Source organism: Pedobacter heparinus DSM 2366 (genome assembly GCF_000023825.1).
GTDB classification, from domain to species: Bacteria; Bacteroidota; Bacteroidia; order Sphingobacteriales; family Sphingobacteriaceae; genus Pedobacter; species Pedobacter heparinus.
Map to the genome: position 1 here is coordinate 133,442 of NC_013061.1, position 21,216 is coordinate 154,657.

The window sequence follows — 21,216 nt, forward strand, 5'->3', positions numbered from 1 at the left end:
CTTCAACTATTTGACAATTAAATATTTCTCTCTATCTTTGCAGTCCCTAAAAATTAGGGGGAATAAACAATTGTTAAACAAATTAAATACAAGCAAGTGAATACGTTAAGTTACAAAACTGTCTCTGCCAATGCAAAAACTGTTAACAAACAGTGGGTTGTTGTGGATGCTGAAGGCGAGATTTTGGGGCGCTTGTCATCGAAGATCGCTATGATCATCCGTGGTAAAAACAAGCCTGAGTACACCCCACACGTAGACTGCGGTGATAACGTTATTGTTATTAATGCAGACAAGATCAAGTTGACCGGGAATAAATTTTCTGAGAAAGTTTACATTTCTTATACTGGTTATCCAGGTGGTCAGCGTTTCATTTCTCCAAAAGAGTTAATGGCGAAACATCCTAAGCGTGTTATCGAGAAAGCTGTTCGTGGTATGTTACCTAAAACTAAGCTTGGTGCAAAATTGTTCACCAACCTTTTTGTTTATGCAGGTGCAGAACATCCTCATGCGGCGCAATCACCAAAAACCATTAAACTTTAATTAAAGAAGAAATGTCAGTTACAAACACTTCAGGAAGAAGAAAAACAGCTGTTGCACGTATCTATTTAAAAGAAGGCAACGGCACCATTACCGTAAATGGTAAAGACTACAAAGTATATTTCCCAACATTGCCTTTGCAATACATTGTTAACCAATCGTTCGAAGTTTCTGAACTTGTTGGTCAGTATGATGTAAATGTAAACGTAGCAGGTGGTGGCGTAAAAGGTCAGGCAGAAGCAGTTCGTTTGGCTATCGCTAAAGCTATTGTTGAATTAGATGCTGAGAAAAAACCAGCATTACGCGCTAAAGGGTTAATGACCCGTGATATGCGTATGGTTGAACGTAAGAAACCAGGACGCAAGAAAGCACGTAAGAAATTCCAATTCAGTAAACGTTAATCTTAAGGAGACAAAACAATGGCAAGAACTACATATCAAGACTTATTGGATGCAGGTGTACACTTTGGTCACCTTACCCGTAAATGGAACCCAAAAATGGCCCCATATATTTTCATGGAGCGCAACGGTATCCACATTATAGATTTAAATAAAACTTTAACTAAAACTGAAGAAGCTGCTTCAGCGATCAAACAGATCGTAAAATCTGGTCGTAAGATCTTATTTGTAGCGACGAAGAAACAAGCTAAAGAAATTGTTGCCGATCAGGCGAAAAAAGTAAATATGCCTTACGTAACCGAGCGTTGGTTAGGTGGTATGTTAACCAACTTTGCTACTGTACGCAAGTCGATCAAAAAGATGTCTAACATCGATAAAATGACTAAAGACGGTACTTATTCGATCCTTTCTAAGAAAGAGCGTTTAATGATCCAGCGTGAGCGTATCAAATTGGAAAGCTTATTGGGTGGTATTGCAGACTTAAACCGTTTGCCAGCTGCTATCTTTTTAATTGACGTTAAAAAAGAGCACATCGCTGTTAGTGAAGCGTTGAAATTAAACATTCCAACTTTTGCAATGGTAGATACCAATTCTGATCCTTCAAACATCGATTTCCCAATCCCTGCGAATGATGACGCTACTAAATCGATCTCTTTAATTACTGATGTGATCATCAAAGCAATTGAAGAAGGTTTAGATGAGCGCAAACGCGAAAAAGATGAAGAAACCGAAAAAGAAGCTGTAGCTGCTAAAGCTGCTGCTGATGCCCCTGAAGCTGCTGCTCCTGGTGCAAGAAGGAAAAAAGTTGAGGCTGAGACCGAAGAAGGTACAAGCGAAGAAGCTTAAATAATATAATATGGGTTGTATGTTGTGCGTTGCAGGTTCTACTTACAACAATCTGCGTACAACCCTTAATTTTTTGATAAAAACTTAAAAAGAATTAAAATGTCGACAGTACAAATTTCTGCAGCTGATGTAAACAAATTGCGCCAACAAACTGGTGCTGGTATGATGGACTGTAAAAAAGCATTGATCGAAGCGAACGGTGATTTCGAAGCTGCGGTTGATTATTTACGTAAAAAAGGCGCTAAAGTTGCTGCTTCCCGTCAGGATCGTGATTCTAACGAAGGGGTTGTTATTGCTAAAGCTACTGCTGATGGCAAACGCGGTGTAGTAGTTGAACTGAACTGCGAGACCGACTTTGTGGCTAAAAATGCTGATTTTGTTGCTTTGGCCAATACATTTACTGACCTGGCTATCGATAAAAATCCTGCTTCTTTAGAAGAGCTGTTAGCTTTAGAGGTTGACGGACAAAAAGTGTCAGATATCATTGTTGAAAACACAGGTAAAATCGGTGAGAAAATCGGTATCTCTAAATTTGAAACCGTTACTGGTGATAAAGTTGTTCCTTACATTCACGGTAACTACCGTTTAGGCGTATTGGTTGCTTTAAACCAGGCTGGTGCAGGTGTTGAGGAAGCCGGTAAAGATGTGGCTATGCAGATTGCTGCAATGAGCCCTGTTGCCTTAGATAAAGCTGATGTGGATGCTACTACTATTGAGCGCGAAACTGAAATTGCTAAAGAGCAGATCCGTGCTGAAGGTAAACCTGAGGAAATGGTAGAAAAAATTGCTGCCGGTAAATTAAATAAATTCTACAAAGACAGTACTTTGTTAAACCAGGAATTTGTTAAAGATTCATCTAAGGATGTACGTAAATTCTTAAACGATGTTTCTAATGGTTTAACTGTTGTTGCGTTTAAACGCGTACAATTAGGAGCTTAATACTTAGTTAATTTTTTTAGAAGAGCCTTCTGTTTTCAGGAGGCTTTTTTTTTGTTTTATATTTGATGGTATAAATCGGATAACCGCTATGATCGCAATCACCAATTGTAAGCTCTTCAAAGAGGGGCTGCTGTCAGCAGACCAGCATGTACTTATAGAAAATGGAAAAATCACAAAAATTTCCAATGAAACCATTCCAGATGGGTTTGAGCGTATAGATGCCAGGGGTGATTACCTTTGTCCTTCTTTTATAGACCTGCAGATCTATGGCAGTGGAGGCCAGCTTTTTTCGGCCTATCCGACAGCAGATACCTTAAAACAAATGGACGCAGACCTGATTGGAAAAGGCACTACTGGTTTCCTGGCCTGTGTGGCCACCAATAGCATGGAAATCGTTTACCAGAGTATTGATGCAGCCAAAGCTTATCGTGCGGAAGCCCGGGGTTTTTTAGGCCTGCACCTGGAAGGACCATATCTGAATCCTAAACGCAGGGGCGCACATATAGCAGCTTATATCCATAAAGCCAGTTTAGATGAGGTGAAACGTTTGCTGGACCATGCTGATGGCACGGTAAAGATGATGACCCTCGCTGCAGAACTTCAGGACGAGGCGGTGATCAGCTGTTTACTGGAACATGGTGTGCTTTTATCACTTGGACACAGTGATGCCAGCTTTGCTGAAGCTACTGCTGCTTATAACAATGGATTTAAGACTACTACGCATTTGTTTAATGCCATGCCGCCCATACATCACCGGACGCCAAATTTACCTGTTGCTGTATTTAACCACCCCAGTGCAATGGCCAGTATCATAGCGGATGGCAACCATGTGGATTTTGAGGTAGTAAAAATGAGCCATAAACTGATGGGCGACCGCTTATTTTTAATTACAGATGCGGTAACGGAATGCGATACCGGTCCTTATCAGCATCAGCTGTCCGGCGAAAAATTTATTACAGCAGATGGCACGCTTTCTGGCTCTAATATCACCCTGGTCCAGGCAGTACAAAATTGTGTAAAATATTGCGAAATTCCGTTGTATGACGCGATAAACAAGGCTTCAGCATTGCCTGCGGGTTTAATGGGACTGTCTGATGAAATCGGTTCTTTGAGCGTGGGCAGCAGGGCTAACCTGCTGCTGCTGAATGCTGAACTTCAGCTCCGTAAAGTTTTTGTGGACGGTTTGTAGATTTCGACGCTTGTTAATTAAAACAAATTGGTATTTTTGGCCTCATGAAGTATAAACGGATCCTACTAAAATTAAGTGGCGAATCGCTGATGGGCGATAAGCAGTATGGTATTGATAACGAGGTAGTAAGACAATATGCGGAAGACATCAAAGCGGTACACGATGAAGGTCTTGAAATAGCAATTGTGATTGGTGGTGGTAATATTTTTAGAGGTCTGAGTGCTGAAAAATCGGGTATGGACCGTGCCCAGGCCGATTATATGGGCATGTTGGCCACTGTAATTAACAGTATGGCATTGCAGGATGCCCTGGAAAAAGTTGGCCTGAAAACCAGGCTCCTTACTGCCATAAAAATGGAACAGATCTGCGAGCCGTTTATCCGTCGCAGGGCAGTGCGCCACCTTGAAAAAGGGCGTGTTGTTATTTTCGGAGCGGGTACCGGTAACCCTTACTTCACAACAGATTCGGCTGCAGCGCTTCGTGCAATTGAAATTAAAGCAGATGTAGTATTGAAGGGGACACGTGTGGATGGAATCTATACGGCGGACCCGGAAAAAGACCCTACGGCCACAAAATATTCAGAAATATCTTTTAAAGAAGTTTATGCCAAAGGCCTGAATGTGATGGATATGACCGCCTTTACATTGTGTGAAGAGAACAACCTTCCGATCATTGTTTTTGACATGAACAAAACCGGTAATTTTATGAAAATAGCAAATGGTGATGGGATTGGTACGCTTGTAAGGAGCTGATGCTAAATAAATTTTATATTTTTGGTTAAATTTAATAATTATGAATGACCTCATAAAGAAACAATTACAAGATGCTCAGGCCACTATGGAAAAGGCTATTTTGCATTGCGAAGCTGAACTGACAAAAATTCGTGCAGGTAAAGCTTCGGCAGGAATGCTGGATGGCATCATGGTTGATTATTACGGAAATCCAACCCCTTTGAGCCAGGTGGCAAGTATCAATACTCCTGATGCGCGTACCTTAATTGTACAGCCATGGGAAAAGACCCTGCTTACACCTATAGAACGCGCCATTATGGAAGCAAATATAGGCATCAACCCCCAAAATGACGGTATTGTTATACGTCTGGTGGTTCCCCCGCTGACAGAAGAACGTAGGAAAGACCTGGTGAAAAAAGTGAAGGAAGAAGCCGAAAGAGGTCGCATTACTGTTCGTAACATCCGCAAGGATGCCAACGAAAAGATCAAAAAACTGAAAGGCGAAAGCGTTTCTGATGATGAGATCAAAACCGGTGAAGCTGAAGTGCAGAAGATCACGGATGCCTATATCATCAAAGTTGATAAACATGCAGAAGCAAAAGAAAAAGATATCATGACAGTTTAAAGATTATAATCTACTTGTAAATTAAAGGGAATGAAGAGAATGCTTCATTCCCTTTCTTTATTTTTGACAGCTATTTTTTAATAATCTACCCAAACCCCATATATGAAAATCTTGTTCAGCTATTTAAAAAACTATAAAGGTCTGATCGTATTGGCCTTGTTTCTGGCGGCGGTTAACCAGATATTTTCTTTTCTTGACCCCTACGTATTTCGCCTCATTATTGATAAATACGTAACCAATTATAAGAATTTTACTACGGATGAATTTATAAAAGGTGCAGGTGTGCTGATCTTGCTGGCCATGGGGGCTGCAATGGTATCCCGTATTGCCAAGAACTTTCAGGATTATTATGTAAATGTAATTACACAGCGCCTGGGTGCAAAGATTTATTCTGATGGTCTGGCCCATTCATTAGATTTGCCCTATCAGGTGTTTGAGGATCAGCGAAGCGGAGAAACGCTGGGCATACTACAGAAGGTCAGACTGGATACCGAAAAGCTGGTGCAGGCCGCAATTAACGTTTTGTTTACCAGTATCATCGGAATTGTATTTGTTACGGTTTATGCCATATCTGTGTATTGGGTAATAGCAGTGGTCTATTTCTCGGCCATTCCCTTATTGGGTTTTTTGAGCTCCTTTTTAAGCAAACGGATTAAACGTGTGCAGAAAAATATTGTGGCTGAAACCACTTCCCTTGCAGGCTCTACCACAGAATCCCTGCGTAACATTGAGCTGGTAAAAAGTTTGGGTCTGGCCAAGCAGGAGATCAACAGGTTAAACAGCACTACAACCAAAATATTGGGCCTGGAACTTAAAAAAGTAAAGTACATCAGGAGCCTGAGTTTTATACAGGGAACATTTGTGAACCTGCTGCGCAATGGCCTGCTCTTTTTAATGATGTACCTGATCTTTGCAGGACGCATTACCGTAGGAGAATTCTTTTCGCTGTTTATCTATTCCTTCTTCATTTTTGGGCCTTTGCAGGAACTGGGCAACATCATTAATATTTACAGGGAAACTGAGGTCTCGCTGAACAATTTTGAACGTATCATGTCTATCCCGAAAGATAAGAAACCTGAGCGTCCGGCCACACTGACTAAAATAACAGAACTGGAATTTGAAAATGTGGGTTTTAAGCATCAGTCGGCCAATACCAATGCCCTCAACAACATCAGCTTTAAAACCGGAATAGGAGAAACAATTGCTTTTGTTGGCCCTTCCGGTTCAGGAAAAACAACCCTGGTTAAACTACTGGTTGGATTGTACGGTCCTAAAACGGGCGACATAAAATACAATGGCATTCCGGGAAAAAATATAGACCTGGATGTACTCCGGGAAAAAATAGGCTTTGTAACACAGGATACGCAATTGTTTTCAGGAACCATCAGGGAAAACCTGCAGTTTGTAAGGCCAGGAGCATCCGACGAAGAATGTATGCGGGTATTGCATCAGGCTGCCTGCCAGAACCTGCTGTCCAGAGCTGATAAGGGGCTGGATACAGTAATTGGTGAGGGTGGGGTTAAGGTGTCAGGTGGCGAGAAGCAGCGTTTATCAATAGCCCGTGCCTTGTTGCGTAAACCGGATATCCTGGTTTTTGATGAGGCCACTTCATCACTGGATTCTTTAACTGAAGAAGAGATTACCGCTACCATTCGAGAGGTGTCGGATATAGATAACCACATTACCATTTTAATTGCGCACAGGTTGTCTACCATTCGTCATGCCGACCGCATCTATGTGCTGGAGAAAGGAAATGTGATAGAGGAAGGTACCCACAATGATCTGGTTGCGCTCAATGGGCTGTATTATGCCATGTGGAGACAGCAGATCGGGGAAAGGCAGGAAGTTTAACCAGCTGGTTTATGAGCCGGCGCTTAAGCCCTTTGTTCGTTAATTTCATTAAGGCTTAACCTGAGCAGGTTTTTTGTTTTTAAGTAAGTAAGTCCGGCTACCACTATGGTCATGCTGCCTCCAAATACCACTGCCGGAACAGTCCGCATCAGTTTGGCCGTTAAACCCGATTCAAAGGCTCCTATTTCATTAGAAGAGCCGATAAACATGCTGTTCACTGCCGATACCCTGCCCCGCATCTCATCGGGTGTAAGCAACTGCATGATGGTAGAACGGATAAGGACACTCACACTGTCAAAGGCTCCTTCCATAAACAAAAAGAATAAGGTAAGGTAAAAGTTTTTAGAAATGCCATAACAAATGATGCTCGTGCCAAAGCCGGTTACCGCGATAAGCAGATTTCTCCAGGGCTTGTTCATAGGTGAAAAGCGGGTCATGGCCAGCATGGTAATCACCGCCCCCGCAGATGCAGCAGCCCGCATAAAACCCAGTCCTTCAGACCCCACTTTGAGAATATCGTTCGCAAAAACCGGCAGCAGCGCAACGGCTCCGCCAAAAAAAACAGAAAAAAGGTCAAGGCTCATGGCGCCCAGCATCATTTTGTTTTTAAATACAAATTTTACACCTTCTGTAAGACTTTTGACAATGTTTTCTTTAGGGATGAACCTAGCCGGGATTGGTTTTAAAAGGAAAATGAAGCAGAGTGCAACAAGGATGAAGGCAATGATAACGGCATAAGTGACAGTTACACCAAAGAAAGCATAAATCAGCCCACCTACCGCAGGGCCCAGAATTGAAGCGGTCATATAGGCCGAGCTGTTCCATGTACTGGAATTGGGGTATAGCGCCTTAGGCACAACCTGTCCCATTACAGAAAAAGCAGCCGGACTGTAAAAGCCCCTGGCTATGCCAATCCCAAAGATCATCAGGTACATGACTGGCACCACATAATTTGCCGGCACATACGCGTGCATTTGCGGAATGGTAACCAGCATCATTACAAAGGAACAAAGGAATACGGTAATGAAAATTTTCATGAGCAAGCCCCTTTTCTCAGATTTATCGGCTACATAGCCTCCATACAAGGCAATGCCAATAGATGGAATGGCCTCACAAAGGCCTACCAGGCCCAGGGCCAGCGGATCTTTTGTCAAATGATAAATATGGAATCCGATGATAACGGCCTGCATCTGATAGCCAAACGTAAAGAAGAACCGCATACCCATATAATATCTGAATTCTTTGAGCCGTAAGGCTGCGTAAAGGTCGGGCTTTTCTGTTATGACTGTATGATCGTCCAAGGGTAGATACTTTAAACAAAGCTAAAAAAAGTATTTACATGATTCTGTCATAAAATGAGAGATAGGCCTCCCGCATATCATCTGCCCGGTTAATGGCAGCAGATGCCGCGATACCAAAAATACCAGTATTCATCAAAGGGTCAATGTCGTTAGCTGTTATGCCCCCAACTGCCAGTACAGGTAAATCTATTGTCTTTTCCTTCAGCAGGCCCATCGCTTTACGATAGCCTTCAATACCAAGTAAGGGCAGGTCGTTGGGTTTGGTAAGCGTGGTATAAAAGGGGCCAAAACCGGCATAGTCGGCACCTTCAGCGGCCAGTCTGATCAGGCCCTCAACCGTATTTGCCGATCCGCCAATGGTCAGGGCTTCACCCAGTTGCTGCCTGAGCTTCACAAAATCAGCAGCCATATCTTCGATATGAAAACCCTGTATGTCGGCCATGCCGTTCAGGTGCACATGATCTGTAACGATCAGGGTGGCTCCCCAGTCGTCACAGATCTCGGCAATGGCATTGATATCAGCCGGCAGCTCATTGTCATTTTTGGTTAAGCAACGGTATTGTATCCATTTTGCACCTGCAGTACAGGCAATCTGCGCCTGTTCCAGGTGGCTTAAGTGTTCAATATCATGCGTAATAAAATGGAGCTTCTCGATGAACTTCTTCATAACCGGGTTAAAATTTCAGGTTCAGCGAAAGTAAGAAATTTGTTCCGGCCTGAGGGAAATAAAAGTTTTCTGTTAGCATGCCCCATGGATAAATGGAGCTATAGGTATAGCCATTGCTCTCATATTTTTTATCCAGGATATTGTTGATCAGCAAGCCGATATTGATATTTTTTATCCCCTTTAAATTAAAATCATAGCCCAGCCTGGCATTGTTTACCCAGTAGGCATCCAGTTTACGGCTTTCATTCTGTGTATTGTCCATGTACTGTTTGCTTACATATTTGCTTTGCAGGGCCATTGCAAAGCCACTAAGCGGCTTGTAAACCAGCTCTCCGAACAATACGGTGTTGGGTGAGAAGGAAATATCAGGATTGGCATAGCTGGTAGCCTGTACATTGATCAGGTCAAAATTGGCATCATATACTGAAACGTAATCTATGTAATTTTTGATCTTGTTCCGGCTTAAGGCCGCATTGGCATTGATGATAAACTTTGGACTAATGCTATAGGATCCATCTATTTCAAGTCCCATGCGGGAACTTTTATCTACATTCTGTCGGTAAGGGTCTCCTCCATCATTCACCTCTCCAGTGAAAATAAGCTGGTCTTTATAGAACATTCCATAAACATTGATGCCCACATTAAAGTCTTTGTCTGTAATGCGGTAGCCTGCTTCAACATTATTTAAATGTTCTGATTTTGGAACGGGCAGCCCTGCCTTAAGATTGCTGAAGTCGTCGCGGTTTGGTTCTTTGTTCCCCACACTAAAGGATGCGTAAACGTTACTTTGTTGATTTATAAAATAAGTGGCACCAACTTTAGGATTGAAAAAATTGTATTTATTATGGAAATCAAGGGTGTTGCGATTTTTATCAAGGCCGGTAATGTCGTAATTTACATTTCTATACTGAAGATCAGCAAATAAGCTGAGCTGGCTTACAGGAGAATAATTCACCTTAGCATAGGTGTTAAAATCATCTTTATTTCCTTTTCCATCATAGTAATGATAATCATTTGCAGCAGTTGAAGCATATTGGGCCCAGATGATCTGGCCAAAGTGTTTACCTCGGTATTGATTATACGCACCACCTAAGGTAATGTTTAAGTTGGACGAGGGGACGTAATTGAACGCGTAGGTAAGGCCGTAAAAGTCATTGTCCAGCCAGCGGCGACGAACCAGGTTGGTTTTGCTGATGGGGCTACCACCAACACTTACATCCGGCAAACCATACTTGCTAAACTTCTGGTCGTTCTTATATTCTTCAAAATAACCGGCGCCATCGGTATAGTGCAGGGCCCCGTTAAACGAAAATTTTTCGTTCAACTGCCTGGCATATAAAGCCTGGTAATGGCTTTGGGTATAATTGTCGTTCTGGTCTTTATAAGTAAACTGGTTATAAGTTCTGTTGTTGGAATTGAACAGGTTTGCACGATCGGCATCTGTATAATACAGATAACCCAGGTTGTTGTTGTAGTGCTCTTCCAGGGCTACCAGGTCTCCCCTTAATTTTGCTTCGGGAACACCGTTCCAGGCCTGGTAGGTTTTTTCCTGTCCCGAAAATACATTGATGCGCAACAGGTCTTTTTTACCGTAATAGGCGCCCGACAAAAAGTATGATTTCAGGTCGGAAGCCGCCCGGTCTATAAAACCATCCGATTTTATCCTGGATAAACGCCCGTCAAAGCTCCATTTGTTGTCGATCATCCCTGTTCCAACCTTAACGGTATTTTTTAAAGTATTAAATGAGCCATAAGCGTTGTTCAGTTCGGCATAAGCCTGATCGGCAACAGATGCCGTTTGTATATTTACACTGCCACCAAAAGCACCGGCCCCATTGGTAGAGGTACCCACTCCGCGCTGGATCTGTATATTGTCTACCGAAGAAGCAAAATCTGGCATGTTTACCCAAAAGGTACCCTGACTTTCGCTGTCGTTATAGGGAATACCATTTACGGTCACATTTACCCTGCTGGCATCGCTGCCCCTTATCCTGATGCCGGTATAGCCCACACCTGCACCTGCATCCGAAGTGACCACTACACCCGGTGTATTGTTCAGTATAAAAGGCAGGTCCTGGCCAAAGTTGTTTTCTTCAATTTCTTTTTTACCGATGTTTTTATAGGTGGTGGCCGATTTTTCATTGGCCCGCGTGGCCCTTACAATTACTTCATCCGCAAGGAAGGCAGCGGGGGCCAATGTTATGTCTACTACTGCATCTGCATTTAAACTGACTGCCTTTTCTGTACTCCGGTAACCAATATAACTTACAATAAGCACATAATTCCCTGCTTTCAGGTTGTTAAAACGGTACTGCCCATGGGCATCGGAAGTAAGGCCTGTCCCTTTGTTTTTGAGCCTTACAGAAGCGCCCGGTAGTACCTGGTTTGATTTTTCGGATACAGTTCCCGAAATGCTGAACTGTGCCATTGATAGCAATGGCAGCATCAGCACAGTGAACACTGCGATAATTGATCTTTTCAATTTGCTTGATTTTAAATAATTTTCCATAACTCTTGTCCCTCCGCCGGCATTATCCGGATCAGGTGTTTATATCTGTTTGCAGATATAATGGGTATACTCTCAGCCTGTTTTCGTGTTTTTTACAAAACAAGGCACCCCTTTTTGATGAAGCAAAGGTAAAGCTTATTTTATCAATAGCAAACTTTCTACAGCAGCAATGGCATTGTCCAGCCGGTTTTCCTGACCGCCTATCACTATGTAAGCTGCATTTAAAGCTTTCAGTTCCTTATGCCATACCTGCATAAAATGCTCGCGTTTATGAGGGAAATCGCGCAGCGGATCTTCCTGCCAGGGCAGGTCGATGTCCATCAGTAAATAAAGGTCATAATGATAGCAGGGCAGGGCATCCAGCACTACCTGAGGCGTTTCGCCAAAAACCTCATCGCTCCATATTTTTACCGTCAGAAAGGTAGTATCACAAAAAATGAAGTCTTTTTCGGCAATAGACAATATCGATTCTTCCAGGGCTACCTGTCCGTGAAACATATTGGTCTCATCCTGTAAGTTACAGGGTTCGGTTAGGGCTGCACAATAATACCGCGCATATTCGGGCACCCAAAGTGTTTCGTAATGCCTGGCCAGCTGTGCAGTAATGGTCGATTTACCCGTGCTTTCCGGGCCTACAATGGCAATTTTTTTAATGTTCCTGTTCACGGTAAATCTTCCTCCAGTCCAAATAACCAACAATTGCAATATAAACATATAATGCATACATCACAGCTGTAGCATACAGGTCTTTCGACACGTACATCCCTACATAAATGATGTCTGCAAAAATCCAGATCAGCCAGTTCTGTATCACCTTACGGGCAAGAAATACCTGGGCAACCAGACTGCAGGCGGTACAAAAACTATCAATAAAAGGGAAAGAAGCATCTGTATTTTTATGCAGCAGCTGCCCCAGCAGGAAGGTGAAAACGACAACGCCAATTGCAGACAGCAGCATTTCTTTTTGGGTAATGTGCGCTATCGGTCTGGAGGCAGCCGGGTTGTTCCTGTTTTTGCTCCAGTAATACCAGCCGTATACATTCATAAAAAAGAAATAAAACTGCAGGCCCATATCGGCATACAATTTCGATTCAAAGAAAATAAAGATATAGATGATTACACTTACAATTGCAATAGGCCAGCTGTAAATGTTGTTCTTGGCCGCCAGCCATACACAAAGTATACCGGTAAACACACCAAACCACTCCAAGGCCCCGGTTTGAATAAAAAATTGAGTAAAGCTGTCCTTCAGTAATTCAATCATCGCCCAAAAGTACTAAATGGATCTTGCATGGTTTAAAACAATCCGGAATATTGTTTGTCTATAAATGAAAGATCATCATTACAACTGAAATAAAGGTTAAACTAAAATTGATTAGCAATGAAAAAGATAAGCTTCTTAGTGGCAGCGGGCTTGCTGCTCACGTTTTTTGCCTTCACATTGATTAAAGCGACTGGCATACAGGGTAAGGTCAGTCCGCCTGATGGAGCTGTACAGGTGCTTGCCGTGACAGGAACAGATACCCTTAAAGCAGAAATCAGGAATGGTAGTTTTATGTTCAGCGGAATAAAACCGGCCACCTATACCTTATGGATAAAGGCCAAAGCGCCCTATAAAGATACATCAGTAGAGAACGTGGCCGTTATAGACAGCGCCGTAACAGATGTTGGCGAGATTAAGCTTCAGCAATAACTAAAGTTTGTAGCATGATTTGGAGGGTATTTTATCCTCCATTTTTATTTATAAGGGTTTTTTTAAAAATAGCAGATTTTTAACACACAAAAGCGTAACTTTGCATCCCGACAGAAGAGTCGGGAGCTTTATACCCTGCAAGGGAAATCTCTGGACTATTCCGGTCTCAAAACTGCATTTTTTTATCCATAATACATTAGACTTTTTAAAGCCTTATGCCTAAAGACACCTCCATACGCTCAGTACTAATTATCGGATCGGGCCCTATCATCATTGGCCAAGCCTGCGAATTTGACTATTCGGGATCTCAAGCCGCCTTATCTTTAAAAGAAGAGGGAATTGAAGTTTCGATCATCAATTCAAATCCTGCAACCATCATGACCGACAAAGTGATTGGGGACCATGTTTACCTCTGGCCGCTAACGGTAGATTCTATTGAGCAGATTTTGCAGGAACGCAAAATTGATGCTGTACTGCCTACTATGGGTGGACAAACAGCGTTGAATCTTTGTATTGAAGCATCTGAACGGGGCATTTGGGAAAAATACGGTGTTAAAGTGATCGGTGTGGATGTTGCAGCAATCGAGAAAACTGAAAACCGGGAAGCTTTCCGCCAGTTAATGGTTGATATAGGTGTAGGGGTAGCTACTTCAAAAATTGCCAACTCTTTCCTGGAAGGTAAAGAAGCAGCCCAGGAAATTGGTTATCCATTGGTTATCCGCCCTTCTTATACATTGGGTGGTTATGGAGGTGGTTTCGTACACAAAAAAGAAGAATTTGACCAGGCTTTAAAACGCGGGCTTGAGGCTTCTCCTACCCATGAGGTACTGGTAGAGCAAGCCGTTTTAGGCTGGAAAGAATATGAACTGGAGTTGTTAAGGGACAGTAATGACAATGTGATCATTATCTGTTCTATTGAAAACTTCGATCCAATGGGTATCCATACAGGAGATTCCATCACCGTAGCACCGGCAATGACCTTGTCCGACCGTTGCTACCAGGATATGCGTAACCAGGCTATCCGCATGATGCGCGCCATCGGAAACTTCGCCGGAGGCTGTAATGTACAGTTCTCGGTAAATCCCGACAACGATGAGATCATTGCCATCGAGATCAACCCAAGGGTATCCCGCTCGTCGGCCCTGGCCAGTAAAGCAACAGGATATCCTATTGCCAAAATTGCGGCTAAACTGGCTATCGGGTATAACCTGGACGAACTGGAAAACCAGATTACAAAAACAACCTCGGCCTACTTTGAGCCTACTTTAGACTATGTAATCGTAAAAGTACCCCGCTGGAACTTTGATAAATTTAAAGGCGCCAATATGGAGCTGGGCCTGCAGATGAAATCGGTAGGTGAGGTGATGGCTATCGGCCGTACTTTTATCGAAGCCCTCCAAAAAGCTTGTCAGAGCTTAGAGATCAGCCGCGCAGGTCTGGGTGCAGATGGTAAGCACAAAAGAAACATCGACGAAATCATGTATGGCCTGGAGCATGCCAGCTGGAACAGGTTGTTCCTGATCAAGGATGCCATGAGTATGGGTGTGCCACTTGAGTCGATCCGTAAAGTTACCCGTATCGACAAATGGTTCCTGTCACAAATACAGGAATTGGTGCAGCTGGAAACAGAGCTGAAACGTTATTCACTAAATAATATTCCTAAAGACTTCTTCTTTACCCTAAAGCAGAAAGGTTTTTCTGATATCCAGATTGCCTATCTGCTGGGCAATGTAACCGAAGATGAAGTATACGAGCGCAGAAAGTCGTTGGGCATCAAACGCGTTTACAAAATGGTGGATACCTGTGCTGCCGAGTTTGCTGCAAAAACACCTTACTATTACTCAACTTTTGAGGAAGAGAACGAATCTTTGCCATCTGATAAAAAGAAAGTGATTGTACTTGGCTCTGGTCCTAACCGTATCGGGCAGGGTATAGAGTTCGACTATTCTTGTGTGCATGGTCTGCTTGCCGCCAAAGAAACCGGTTTCGAAGCCATCATGATCAACTGTAACCCAGAGACGGTATCTACCGACTTTAACATGGCCGATAAACTATACTTTGAACCGGTATTCTGGGAGCATGTACGAGAAATTATAGAACTGGAAAACCCTGTAGGTGTAATTGTACAGCTAGGCGGACAAACGGCCTTAAAGATGGCCGAGAAGCTGCACGAGAATGGCATTAAGATTATCGGCACTTCTTATAACGACATGGATGTGGCCGAAGACAGGGGCCGTTTCTCAGACCTTTTAAAGGAACTTGATATTCCCTATCCAAAATATGGTGTTGCAGAAAATGCCGAAGAAGCAATAGTTGTAGCAAATGAAGTGGGTTATCCGGTATTGGTCAGACCAAGCTATGTATTGGGCGGACAGGGAATGAGCATCGTGATCAACGATGAAGACCTGGAAAAAGCGGTCGTGAAATTATTGGGAGACCTTCCCGGTAACCGTGTATTGATCGATCATTTCCTGGATAGGGCAGAAGAAACAGAGTCTGATTCGATCAGTGATGGGGAAGATGTACATATCGTTGGATTGATGGAACATATTGAGCCAGCTGGTATCCACTCCGGAGATTCCAGTGCGGTATTGCCTCCGTTCAGCTTATCTGAAAAGGTAATGAACGACATGGAAACTTACTCTAAAAAGATTGCAAGAGCACTGAATGTCATCGGCCTGTTGAACATCCAGTTTGCAGTTAAAGATGAAAAAGTATATGTGATTGAGGCCAATCCAAGGGCTTCCAGGACGGTTCCTTTCATTGCTAAAGCTTATGATGTGCCTTACATCAATATTGCCGCCAAGGTGATGCTGGGTGTAAATAAACTGAAAGACTTTACCATCGAGCGCAAACTGAAAGGTTATGCCATTAAAGAACCGGTATTCTCCTTCAACAAATTCCCTGAGGTAACTAAAGAATTAGGCCCGGAAATGAAATCGACCGGCGAGGCCATCAGGTTCATTAAAGACACCGAAGATCCTTACTTCAGAAAATTGATTAAAGATAAATCGATGTATTTGTCCAAGTAATATAGAAAGTCCCGAAAGGGACTTTTTTATTTTACAGGCCTTCGTCAATTTCCCCCCTGAAATAAAAAATCCTCGTTACCTTACGATAACGAGGATAATCATCCCTATTGTTTGTTAAAATCCATAAATGAACGTTAACGATTGAATAAAGGCAATTAACAGGCCATTTTCAAAATACCTTTGTTTGATGGTGTAACTATCTTATAACTAGGTGGGTATGAAAAACAACAAAAGAAGTGTAATTACAATTTCGTGTAAATAAATCCCCGTACTGTAGAAATATGTGGTTTGTTTTCTACGTTTTAGCTGTTTATCCAAATAACTGGGAGAAAACATCTTCTATTTTGCTCACTGCAATCAACTCAATCTTATAACGTTCAACTACCAGCCCTTTCCTGTTGTAATTAGAAATAAAGATCCGTTCAAAACCAAGCTTTTCTGCTTCAGAAATGCGTTGTTCAATTCGGTTTACCGCCCTGATCTCGCCAGAAAGGCCAACTTCAGCAGCAAAGCATATTTTTGAAGAAATAAATATATCCTCATGAGAAGAGATAATGGCCACCAGGATGGCCAGGTCAATAGCCGGGTCCTCTACCTTTATTCCGCCGGCAATATTTAAAAATACGTCTCTTGTGCTCAATCTGAACCCGCATCTTTTTTCCAGCACGGCAAGCAGCATGTTCATCCTTTTGGTATCGAAGCCATTTGAGGACCGCTGGGGGGTTCCATAGGCTGCCGCACTCACCAGGGCCTGTGTTTCAATCAACATTGGTCTGGCGCCCTCTAAAGTGGCCGATATGGCAATTCCGCTCAGCTCTTCATCCCGCTGGGAAAGCAGTATTTCTGATGGGTTGGAAACCTGCCTCAATCCGCTGCTGTGCATGGCATAGATCCCAAGCTCGGCTGCAGCACCAAACCTGTTTTTTATCGACCGCAATATCCGGTATACATGGTGCCTGTCGCCCTCAAATTGTAAAACGGTATCCACCATATGTTCCAGTATTTTGGGCCCAGCAATCGTTCCGTCCTTGGTAATGTGGCCTATTAGAAATACCGGGGTATCCGTCTCCTTTGCAAAACGCAGCAACTCGGCCGTACACTCCCTTACCTGCGACACGCTGCCCGGGGTAGATTCTATGTGTGCCGAATGCAGGGTCTGTATCGAATCGACAACCACAATATCGGGCTCAAGCTCTTCTATCTGTTTAAATATATTTTGTGTGGAAGTTTCTGTCAGGATGTAGCAATCTGCCATGGGCTGTACAGTGATCCGCTCTGCCCGCATTTTAATCTGCTGTTCACTTTCCTCTCCGGATACATACAAAATCTTTTTGCCCGAAATGTTTAAGGCCAGCTGCAGCATTAAAGTGGATTTGCCAATGCCAGGCTCACCGCCGATCAAAATAACAGAACCAGCAACAAGGCCCCCGCCCAAAACCCGGTCAAGCTCTGTATCGCCGGTCAAAATGCGTTCTTCGGTTATAGACTGGATATTGTCTACCTTGTTGGGCTTACTAACGCGCTGGGTACCGGTACTTGTTTTCCAGGCGGGCACTTTAGCAGCTGCTTTTTCAATAACCTCTTCCACAAAAGTATTCCACTCATTGCAGGACGGACATTTGCCCAGCCATTTTGCTGATTCGTATCCGCAGCTCTGGCAAAAATATGCTGATTTTGTTTTAGCCAATTTATTTAATTTTAATGAACCATTTCGTTACCCTGAACCGGGCCCTCACTTTGTAATGCAACTTTCTCTTGCGATGTTCAGGAAGACACAATATAATGTAAGGGCTTACGAATTTAACTTAAATTCCAGTAAAATCAGCTTGAAAACAAAACAGGCCTGATCTCTTTTTCGAAATCAGGCCTGTTGAACAACCGAAAAGGTATTATAATTTGATCTCTTCGTCCTTTGACGAAATAAAGTGGAATTCAGTAAGGTTATACGAAGGCACAGCTTTAATCTTTATGCGCTGTCCAAATTTAAAGAACCACTTCCACTGTAAAGAAATAAATCCTTTTTTAATGTAGGCTTCAATGTAAGGGTGCACACAAAGCGTAATATTTTTTTCGTTTTGCTCCTGCAAAATATAGGTCAGATTGTTTTCAATGTCATCCATCAAAACAATGCTTGCCTTAATTTCTCCCGTCCCGTCACAGGCCGGGCATTTCTCACTGGTCACAATGTTCATCTCCGGCCGTACACGCTGACGGGTGATCTGGACCAGCCCAAATTTACTTGGTGGTAATATGGTATGTTTGGCGCGGTCTAACTGCATCAGGTCCCTCAAATGGTCAAACAGCATTTTTCTGTTTGCCGGTTTGTGCATATCAATAAAATCGATCACCACAATACCACCCATATCACGCAAACGCAGCTGGCGGGCAATCTCTTTTGCCGCCTCTTTGTTTACCTGTAAGGCATTCTCTTCCTGATTTTCCTTGCTGGCCGTTCTGTTGCCGCTGTTTACGTCAATTACGTGCAAGGCTTCAGTATGCTCTACCACCAGGTAGGCACCACCAGCCAGGTTTACCGTTTTCCCAAAAGCATTTTTAATTTGCTTCTCAATCCCGAAGTGTTCAAATATAGGCTCTTTATGTCTGTACAGTTTTACAATCTTCTCCATTTCCGGAGAGATCTCATGTACATAAGAGCGGATATCCTCGAACAGATTGTTGTCGCTTACATATACATTCGTGAAATCGGTACTCAAAATATCACGGATCAGTGTCGAAGTCCGGTCCATTTCTCCCCAAACACGTTTAGAAGGCTCCGCATCGGGCAACTTCTTAATGAAGTTTTCCCATTTGGCTACCGAATCTAAAAGGTCTTTCTGAAGTTCGGCAACACCCTTGCCTTCTGATACCGTTCGGATGATCACGCCAAAATTCTTAGGTTTAATACTTTCAATAATCTTTTTAAGACGATTACGTTCAGTATTGCTCTTAATCTTTTTGGAAATAGAGATCACATTTGAGAAGGGCACCAATACAATATATCTTCCGGCAATCGAAAGATCAGAACTTAAACGGGGTCCTTTTGTTGAGATGGGCTCTTTAGCGATCTGGACAGGCAAAACGAGGTTCTTACTTACCACCTCTGATATTTTTCCTGCTTTGTTAATGTCACCCTCTAATTTGAAATTATCTAATAAAGTGCCGTTAACAGAGCCATTACGCTTGATTTTCGTAAGCTTTATTAAAGATTGTACTTGCGGACCAAGATCAAAGTAATGCAAAAAAGCATCCTTTTCATAACCAACATCAACAAACGCAGCATTTAGGCCCGGCATAATTTTCTTTATGCGGCCTAAATAAATGTCGCCTACAGCGTAATTGTTATTGATCTGCTCCTTATGGAGTTCTACAAGTTGTTTGTCTTCAACTAAAGCTATGGTTACTCCCGAAGGAGATGAATCTATAATTAGTTCCTTTACCAAAAGCTACAGATTTTAAGGTATAAATACCTTATTAACACATGGACAATAAAAAAAACATTACTGCCAACAACTAAAGGCTACGATCACAAATCCTAGCCTTTATGTTGAGCAATACTTTAAGAAAAATTATTTTTTCTTATGTCTGTTTTTTCTTAAACGTTTTTTGCGTTTGTGGGTAGCCATTTTATGTCTTTTTCTTTTTTTACCGCTCGGCATAATTTTAAATTTTAAATATTTTTATAAATCTGTTTATTAATTTTTACTTTTTAATGCTTTCACCTTATCGTCAATAAATTTTGATAAAGTTGCATTGCCCGCTAATTTCTTGCTCTTTAAATAGGCGTCAATAGCCTCTTCGTTCTTGCCCAGGTTCTCATAAGCTGTTCCCAGGTAAAAATAGGCGTCCGGTGAAGGTTTTATGGCAATAATGTCGTTAAACCTGTTTACGGCCTTGTCAAACTGACCCGATTTCATCGCAAAAGTACCTAAGCTCATATTTGCTTTTAAATTCTTAGGATCTTTTTTAACCACATCCATCAGCATCGCTATACCCTGCATTGGCATGCCCATTCCATTAACAATGGTAATGCCCAGTCCGGTTTTTGCATCGGCACTGGCCGAATCTATTTTCACCGCATTGGTATAGGCCGTATGGGCCTTTTGTAACAATGCCGGTTGCAATAAACTATCGCGTGTGTTGTCAAATGCTTTTAAAAAACGTTCGCCTGTTGATAACCAGTGGTTTAATGTCGGCTCTTTCTCGGCCATCAGCTCTAAATACAGGGCGCTTGGAACAGCCTGTTCCACATCATCCCATTTTTGGGCCAACAGTTTTGCTGCGGCAGCTTTATTTGCCTCAGGAGCCGATTTATAGGCGTTTTCCAAAGCAGTTATTTCTGCGGCAAGGTTAGCACTCAATAGATTTTTACCGGTAACAGAAACCTCAGTTAAATTAATAACTGCTGTCTCGGCAGGGGCCATCTGACCGCCGGCTGGAACAGCAGCTGTAGGTTCTTCTTTTGGCTTCACCAAACCTTTAATATCCCTCGTAAACAAAAATGCAATCAGCAAAACCATTGCGCCAATTAAAATAATTTGTCTGGAACGGATACTGTTTATCATGGCTATTAAGCTTCTACGCTAAGTTTTTTAGAGTTGTTTTTCACTTTGTCTACAAATACCTTTGCTGGTTTAAAGCTTGGAACAAAGTGCTCAGGGATGATGATTGCTGTGTTCTTAGAAATATTTCTTGCAGTTTTTTGTGCTCTCTTTTTTACAACAAAACTACCAAAACCTCTAACGTATACATTTTCTCCACCGATCATACTGTTTTTGATGACCTTGAAAAATGCCTCAACGGTTTCTTGTACATCTACCTTTTCAATTCCTGTTTTCGTTGATATTTCTGAAATAATATCTGCCTTAGTCATATTTTTTGTTTTATTAATTTACTGTGTG

Annotated in this window: 19 protein-coding genes; 10 read left to right on the plus strand and 9 right to left on the minus strand. The window is 42.5% G+C overall.

Features of this window, described 5'->3' with window-relative positions:
- The first annotated feature begins 96 nt into the window (after positions 1-96).
- The 8 genes from rplM (at position 97) to PHEP_RS00585 (ending at position 7,116) form a co-directional block, all read left to right on the plus strand.
- A complete protein-coding gene (gene rplM / locus PHEP_RS00550; protein WP_012780289.1) occupies positions 97-540 on the plus strand; it encodes a 50S ribosomal protein L13 in 444 nt (147 codons plus the stop codon).
- Positions 541-551: 11 nt separating this feature from the next.
- Positions 552-938 (plus strand): 30S ribosomal protein S9, encoded by a 387-nt coding sequence (rpsI, locus tag PHEP_RS00555; protein WP_012780290.1) that lies wholly within the window; start codon positions 552-554, stop codon positions 936-938.
- A gap of 18 nt (positions 939-956) precedes the next feature.
- The gene (rpsB, locus tag PHEP_RS00560; RefSeq protein WP_012780291.1) at positions 957-1,781 is read left to right on the plus strand and encodes a 30S ribosomal protein S2; all 825 of its coding nucleotides are present in this window, start codon (positions 957-959) and stop codon (positions 1,779-1,781) included.
- A 99-nt stretch (positions 1,782-1,880) separates the two neighbouring features.
- The gene (gene tsf, locus PHEP_RS00565) at positions 1,881-2,720 is read left to right on the plus strand and encodes a translation elongation factor Ts (RefSeq protein WP_012780292.1); all 840 of its coding nucleotides are present in this window, start codon (positions 1,881-1,883) and stop codon (positions 2,718-2,720) included.
- Between the two features lie 88 nt (positions 2,721-2,808).
- Positions 2,809-3,909 (plus strand): N-acetylglucosamine-6-phosphate deacetylase, encoded by a 1,101-nt coding sequence (nagA, locus tag PHEP_RS00570; protein WP_012780293.1) that lies wholly within the window; start codon positions 2,809-2,811, stop codon positions 3,907-3,909.
- Positions 3,910-3,953: 44 nt separating this feature from the next.
- A complete protein-coding gene (gene pyrH / locus PHEP_RS00575) occupies positions 3,954-4,661 on the plus strand; it encodes a UMP kinase (RefSeq protein WP_012780294.1) in 708 nt (235 codons plus the stop codon).
- A gap of 40 nt (positions 4,662-4,701) precedes the next feature.
- Positions 4,702-5,265 (plus strand): ribosome recycling factor, encoded by a 564-nt coding sequence (gene frr / locus PHEP_RS00580; protein WP_012780295.1) that lies wholly within the window; start codon positions 4,702-4,704, stop codon positions 5,263-5,265.
- A 102-nt stretch (positions 5,266-5,367) separates the two neighbouring features.
- Positions 5,368-7,116 (plus strand): ABC transporter ATP-binding protein, encoded by a 1,749-nt coding sequence (locus PHEP_RS00585; RefSeq protein ID WP_012780296.1) that lies wholly within the window; start codon positions 5,368-5,370, stop codon positions 7,114-7,116.
- 23 nt (positions 7,117-7,139) lie between these two features.
- On the opposite strand, the gene PHEP_RS00590 is transcribed toward PHEP_RS00585, so the two are convergent.
- From PHEP_RS00590 to pnuC, 5 genes are all read right to left on the minus strand, one after another.
- On the minus strand, positions 7,140-8,417 hold the full coding sequence (locus PHEP_RS00590; RefSeq protein WP_012780297.1) for an MFS transporter: 1,278 nt from the start codon (positions 8,415-8,417) through the stop codon (positions 7,140-7,142).
- A gap of 34 nt (positions 8,418-8,451) precedes the next feature.
- Complete coding sequence (locus PHEP_RS00595; protein ID WP_012780298.1) at positions 8,452-9,084, minus strand: thiamine phosphate synthase; 633 nt, start codon at positions 9,082-9,084, stop codon at positions 8,452-8,454.
- A 7-nt stretch (positions 9,085-9,091) separates the two neighbouring features.
- Entirely contained in the window at positions 9,092-11,593 is a 2,502-nt protein-coding gene (locus PHEP_RS00600) for a TonB-dependent receptor (RefSeq protein ID WP_012780299.1), read from the minus strand.
- A gap of 135 nt (positions 11,594-11,728) precedes the next feature.
- On the minus strand, positions 11,729-12,259 hold the full coding sequence (locus PHEP_RS00605; protein WP_012780300.1) for an AAA family ATPase: 531 nt from the start codon (positions 12,257-12,259) through the stop codon (positions 11,729-11,731).
- The gene (gene pnuC / locus PHEP_RS00610) at positions 12,243-12,857 is read right to left on the minus strand and encodes a nicotinamide riboside transporter PnuC (RefSeq protein WP_012780301.1); all 615 of its coding nucleotides are present in this window, start codon (positions 12,855-12,857) and stop codon (positions 12,243-12,245) included. Before pnuC ends, PHEP_RS00605 begins: the two co-directional genes overlap by 17 nt.
- A gap of 117 nt (positions 12,858-12,974) precedes the next feature.
- On the opposite strand from pnuC, the gene PHEP_RS00615 reads away from it, so the two are divergent.
- Positions 12,975-13,286: a carboxypeptidase regulatory-like domain-containing protein gene (locus PHEP_RS00615; RefSeq protein WP_012780302.1), complete on the plus strand. Its 312-nt coding sequence runs from the start codon at positions 12,975-12,977 to the stop codon at positions 13,284-13,286.
- A 215-nt stretch (positions 13,287-13,501) separates the two neighbouring features.
- Entirely contained in the window at positions 13,502-16,318 is a 2,817-nt protein-coding gene (gene carB / locus PHEP_RS00625; protein ID WP_012780303.1) for a carbamoyl-phosphate synthase large subunit, read from the plus strand.
- A 310-nt stretch (positions 16,319-16,628) separates the two neighbouring features.
- Here carB and radA read toward each other — a convergent pair whose 3' ends face one another.
- From radA to PHEP_RS00645, 4 genes are all read right to left on the minus strand, one after another.
- Positions 16,629-18,005 carry a DNA repair protein RadA gene (gene radA, locus PHEP_RS00630; RefSeq protein ID WP_012780304.1) on the minus strand — a complete coding sequence of 459 codons (1,377 nt, stop codon included), beginning with the start codon at positions 18,003-18,005 and terminating at the stop codon, positions 16,629-16,631.
- A 202-nt stretch (positions 18,006-18,207) separates the two neighbouring features.
- Complete coding sequence (locus PHEP_RS00635; protein WP_012780305.1) at positions 18,208-19,758, minus strand: Rne/Rng family ribonuclease; 1,551 nt, start codon at positions 19,756-19,758, stop codon at positions 18,208-18,210.
- 252 nt (positions 19,759-20,010) lie between these two features.
- The gene (locus PHEP_RS00640; protein WP_012780306.1) at positions 20,011-20,880 is read right to left on the minus strand and encodes a tetratricopeptide repeat protein; all 870 of its coding nucleotides are present in this window, start codon (positions 20,878-20,880) and stop codon (positions 20,011-20,013) included.
- Between the two features lie 5 nt (positions 20,881-20,885).
- Positions 20,886-21,188 carry an HU family DNA-binding protein gene (locus tag PHEP_RS00645; protein WP_012780307.1) on the minus strand — a complete coding sequence of 101 codons (303 nt, stop codon included), beginning with the start codon at positions 21,186-21,188 and terminating at the stop codon, positions 20,886-20,888.
- Positions 21,189-21,216 lie beyond the last annotated feature (28 nt).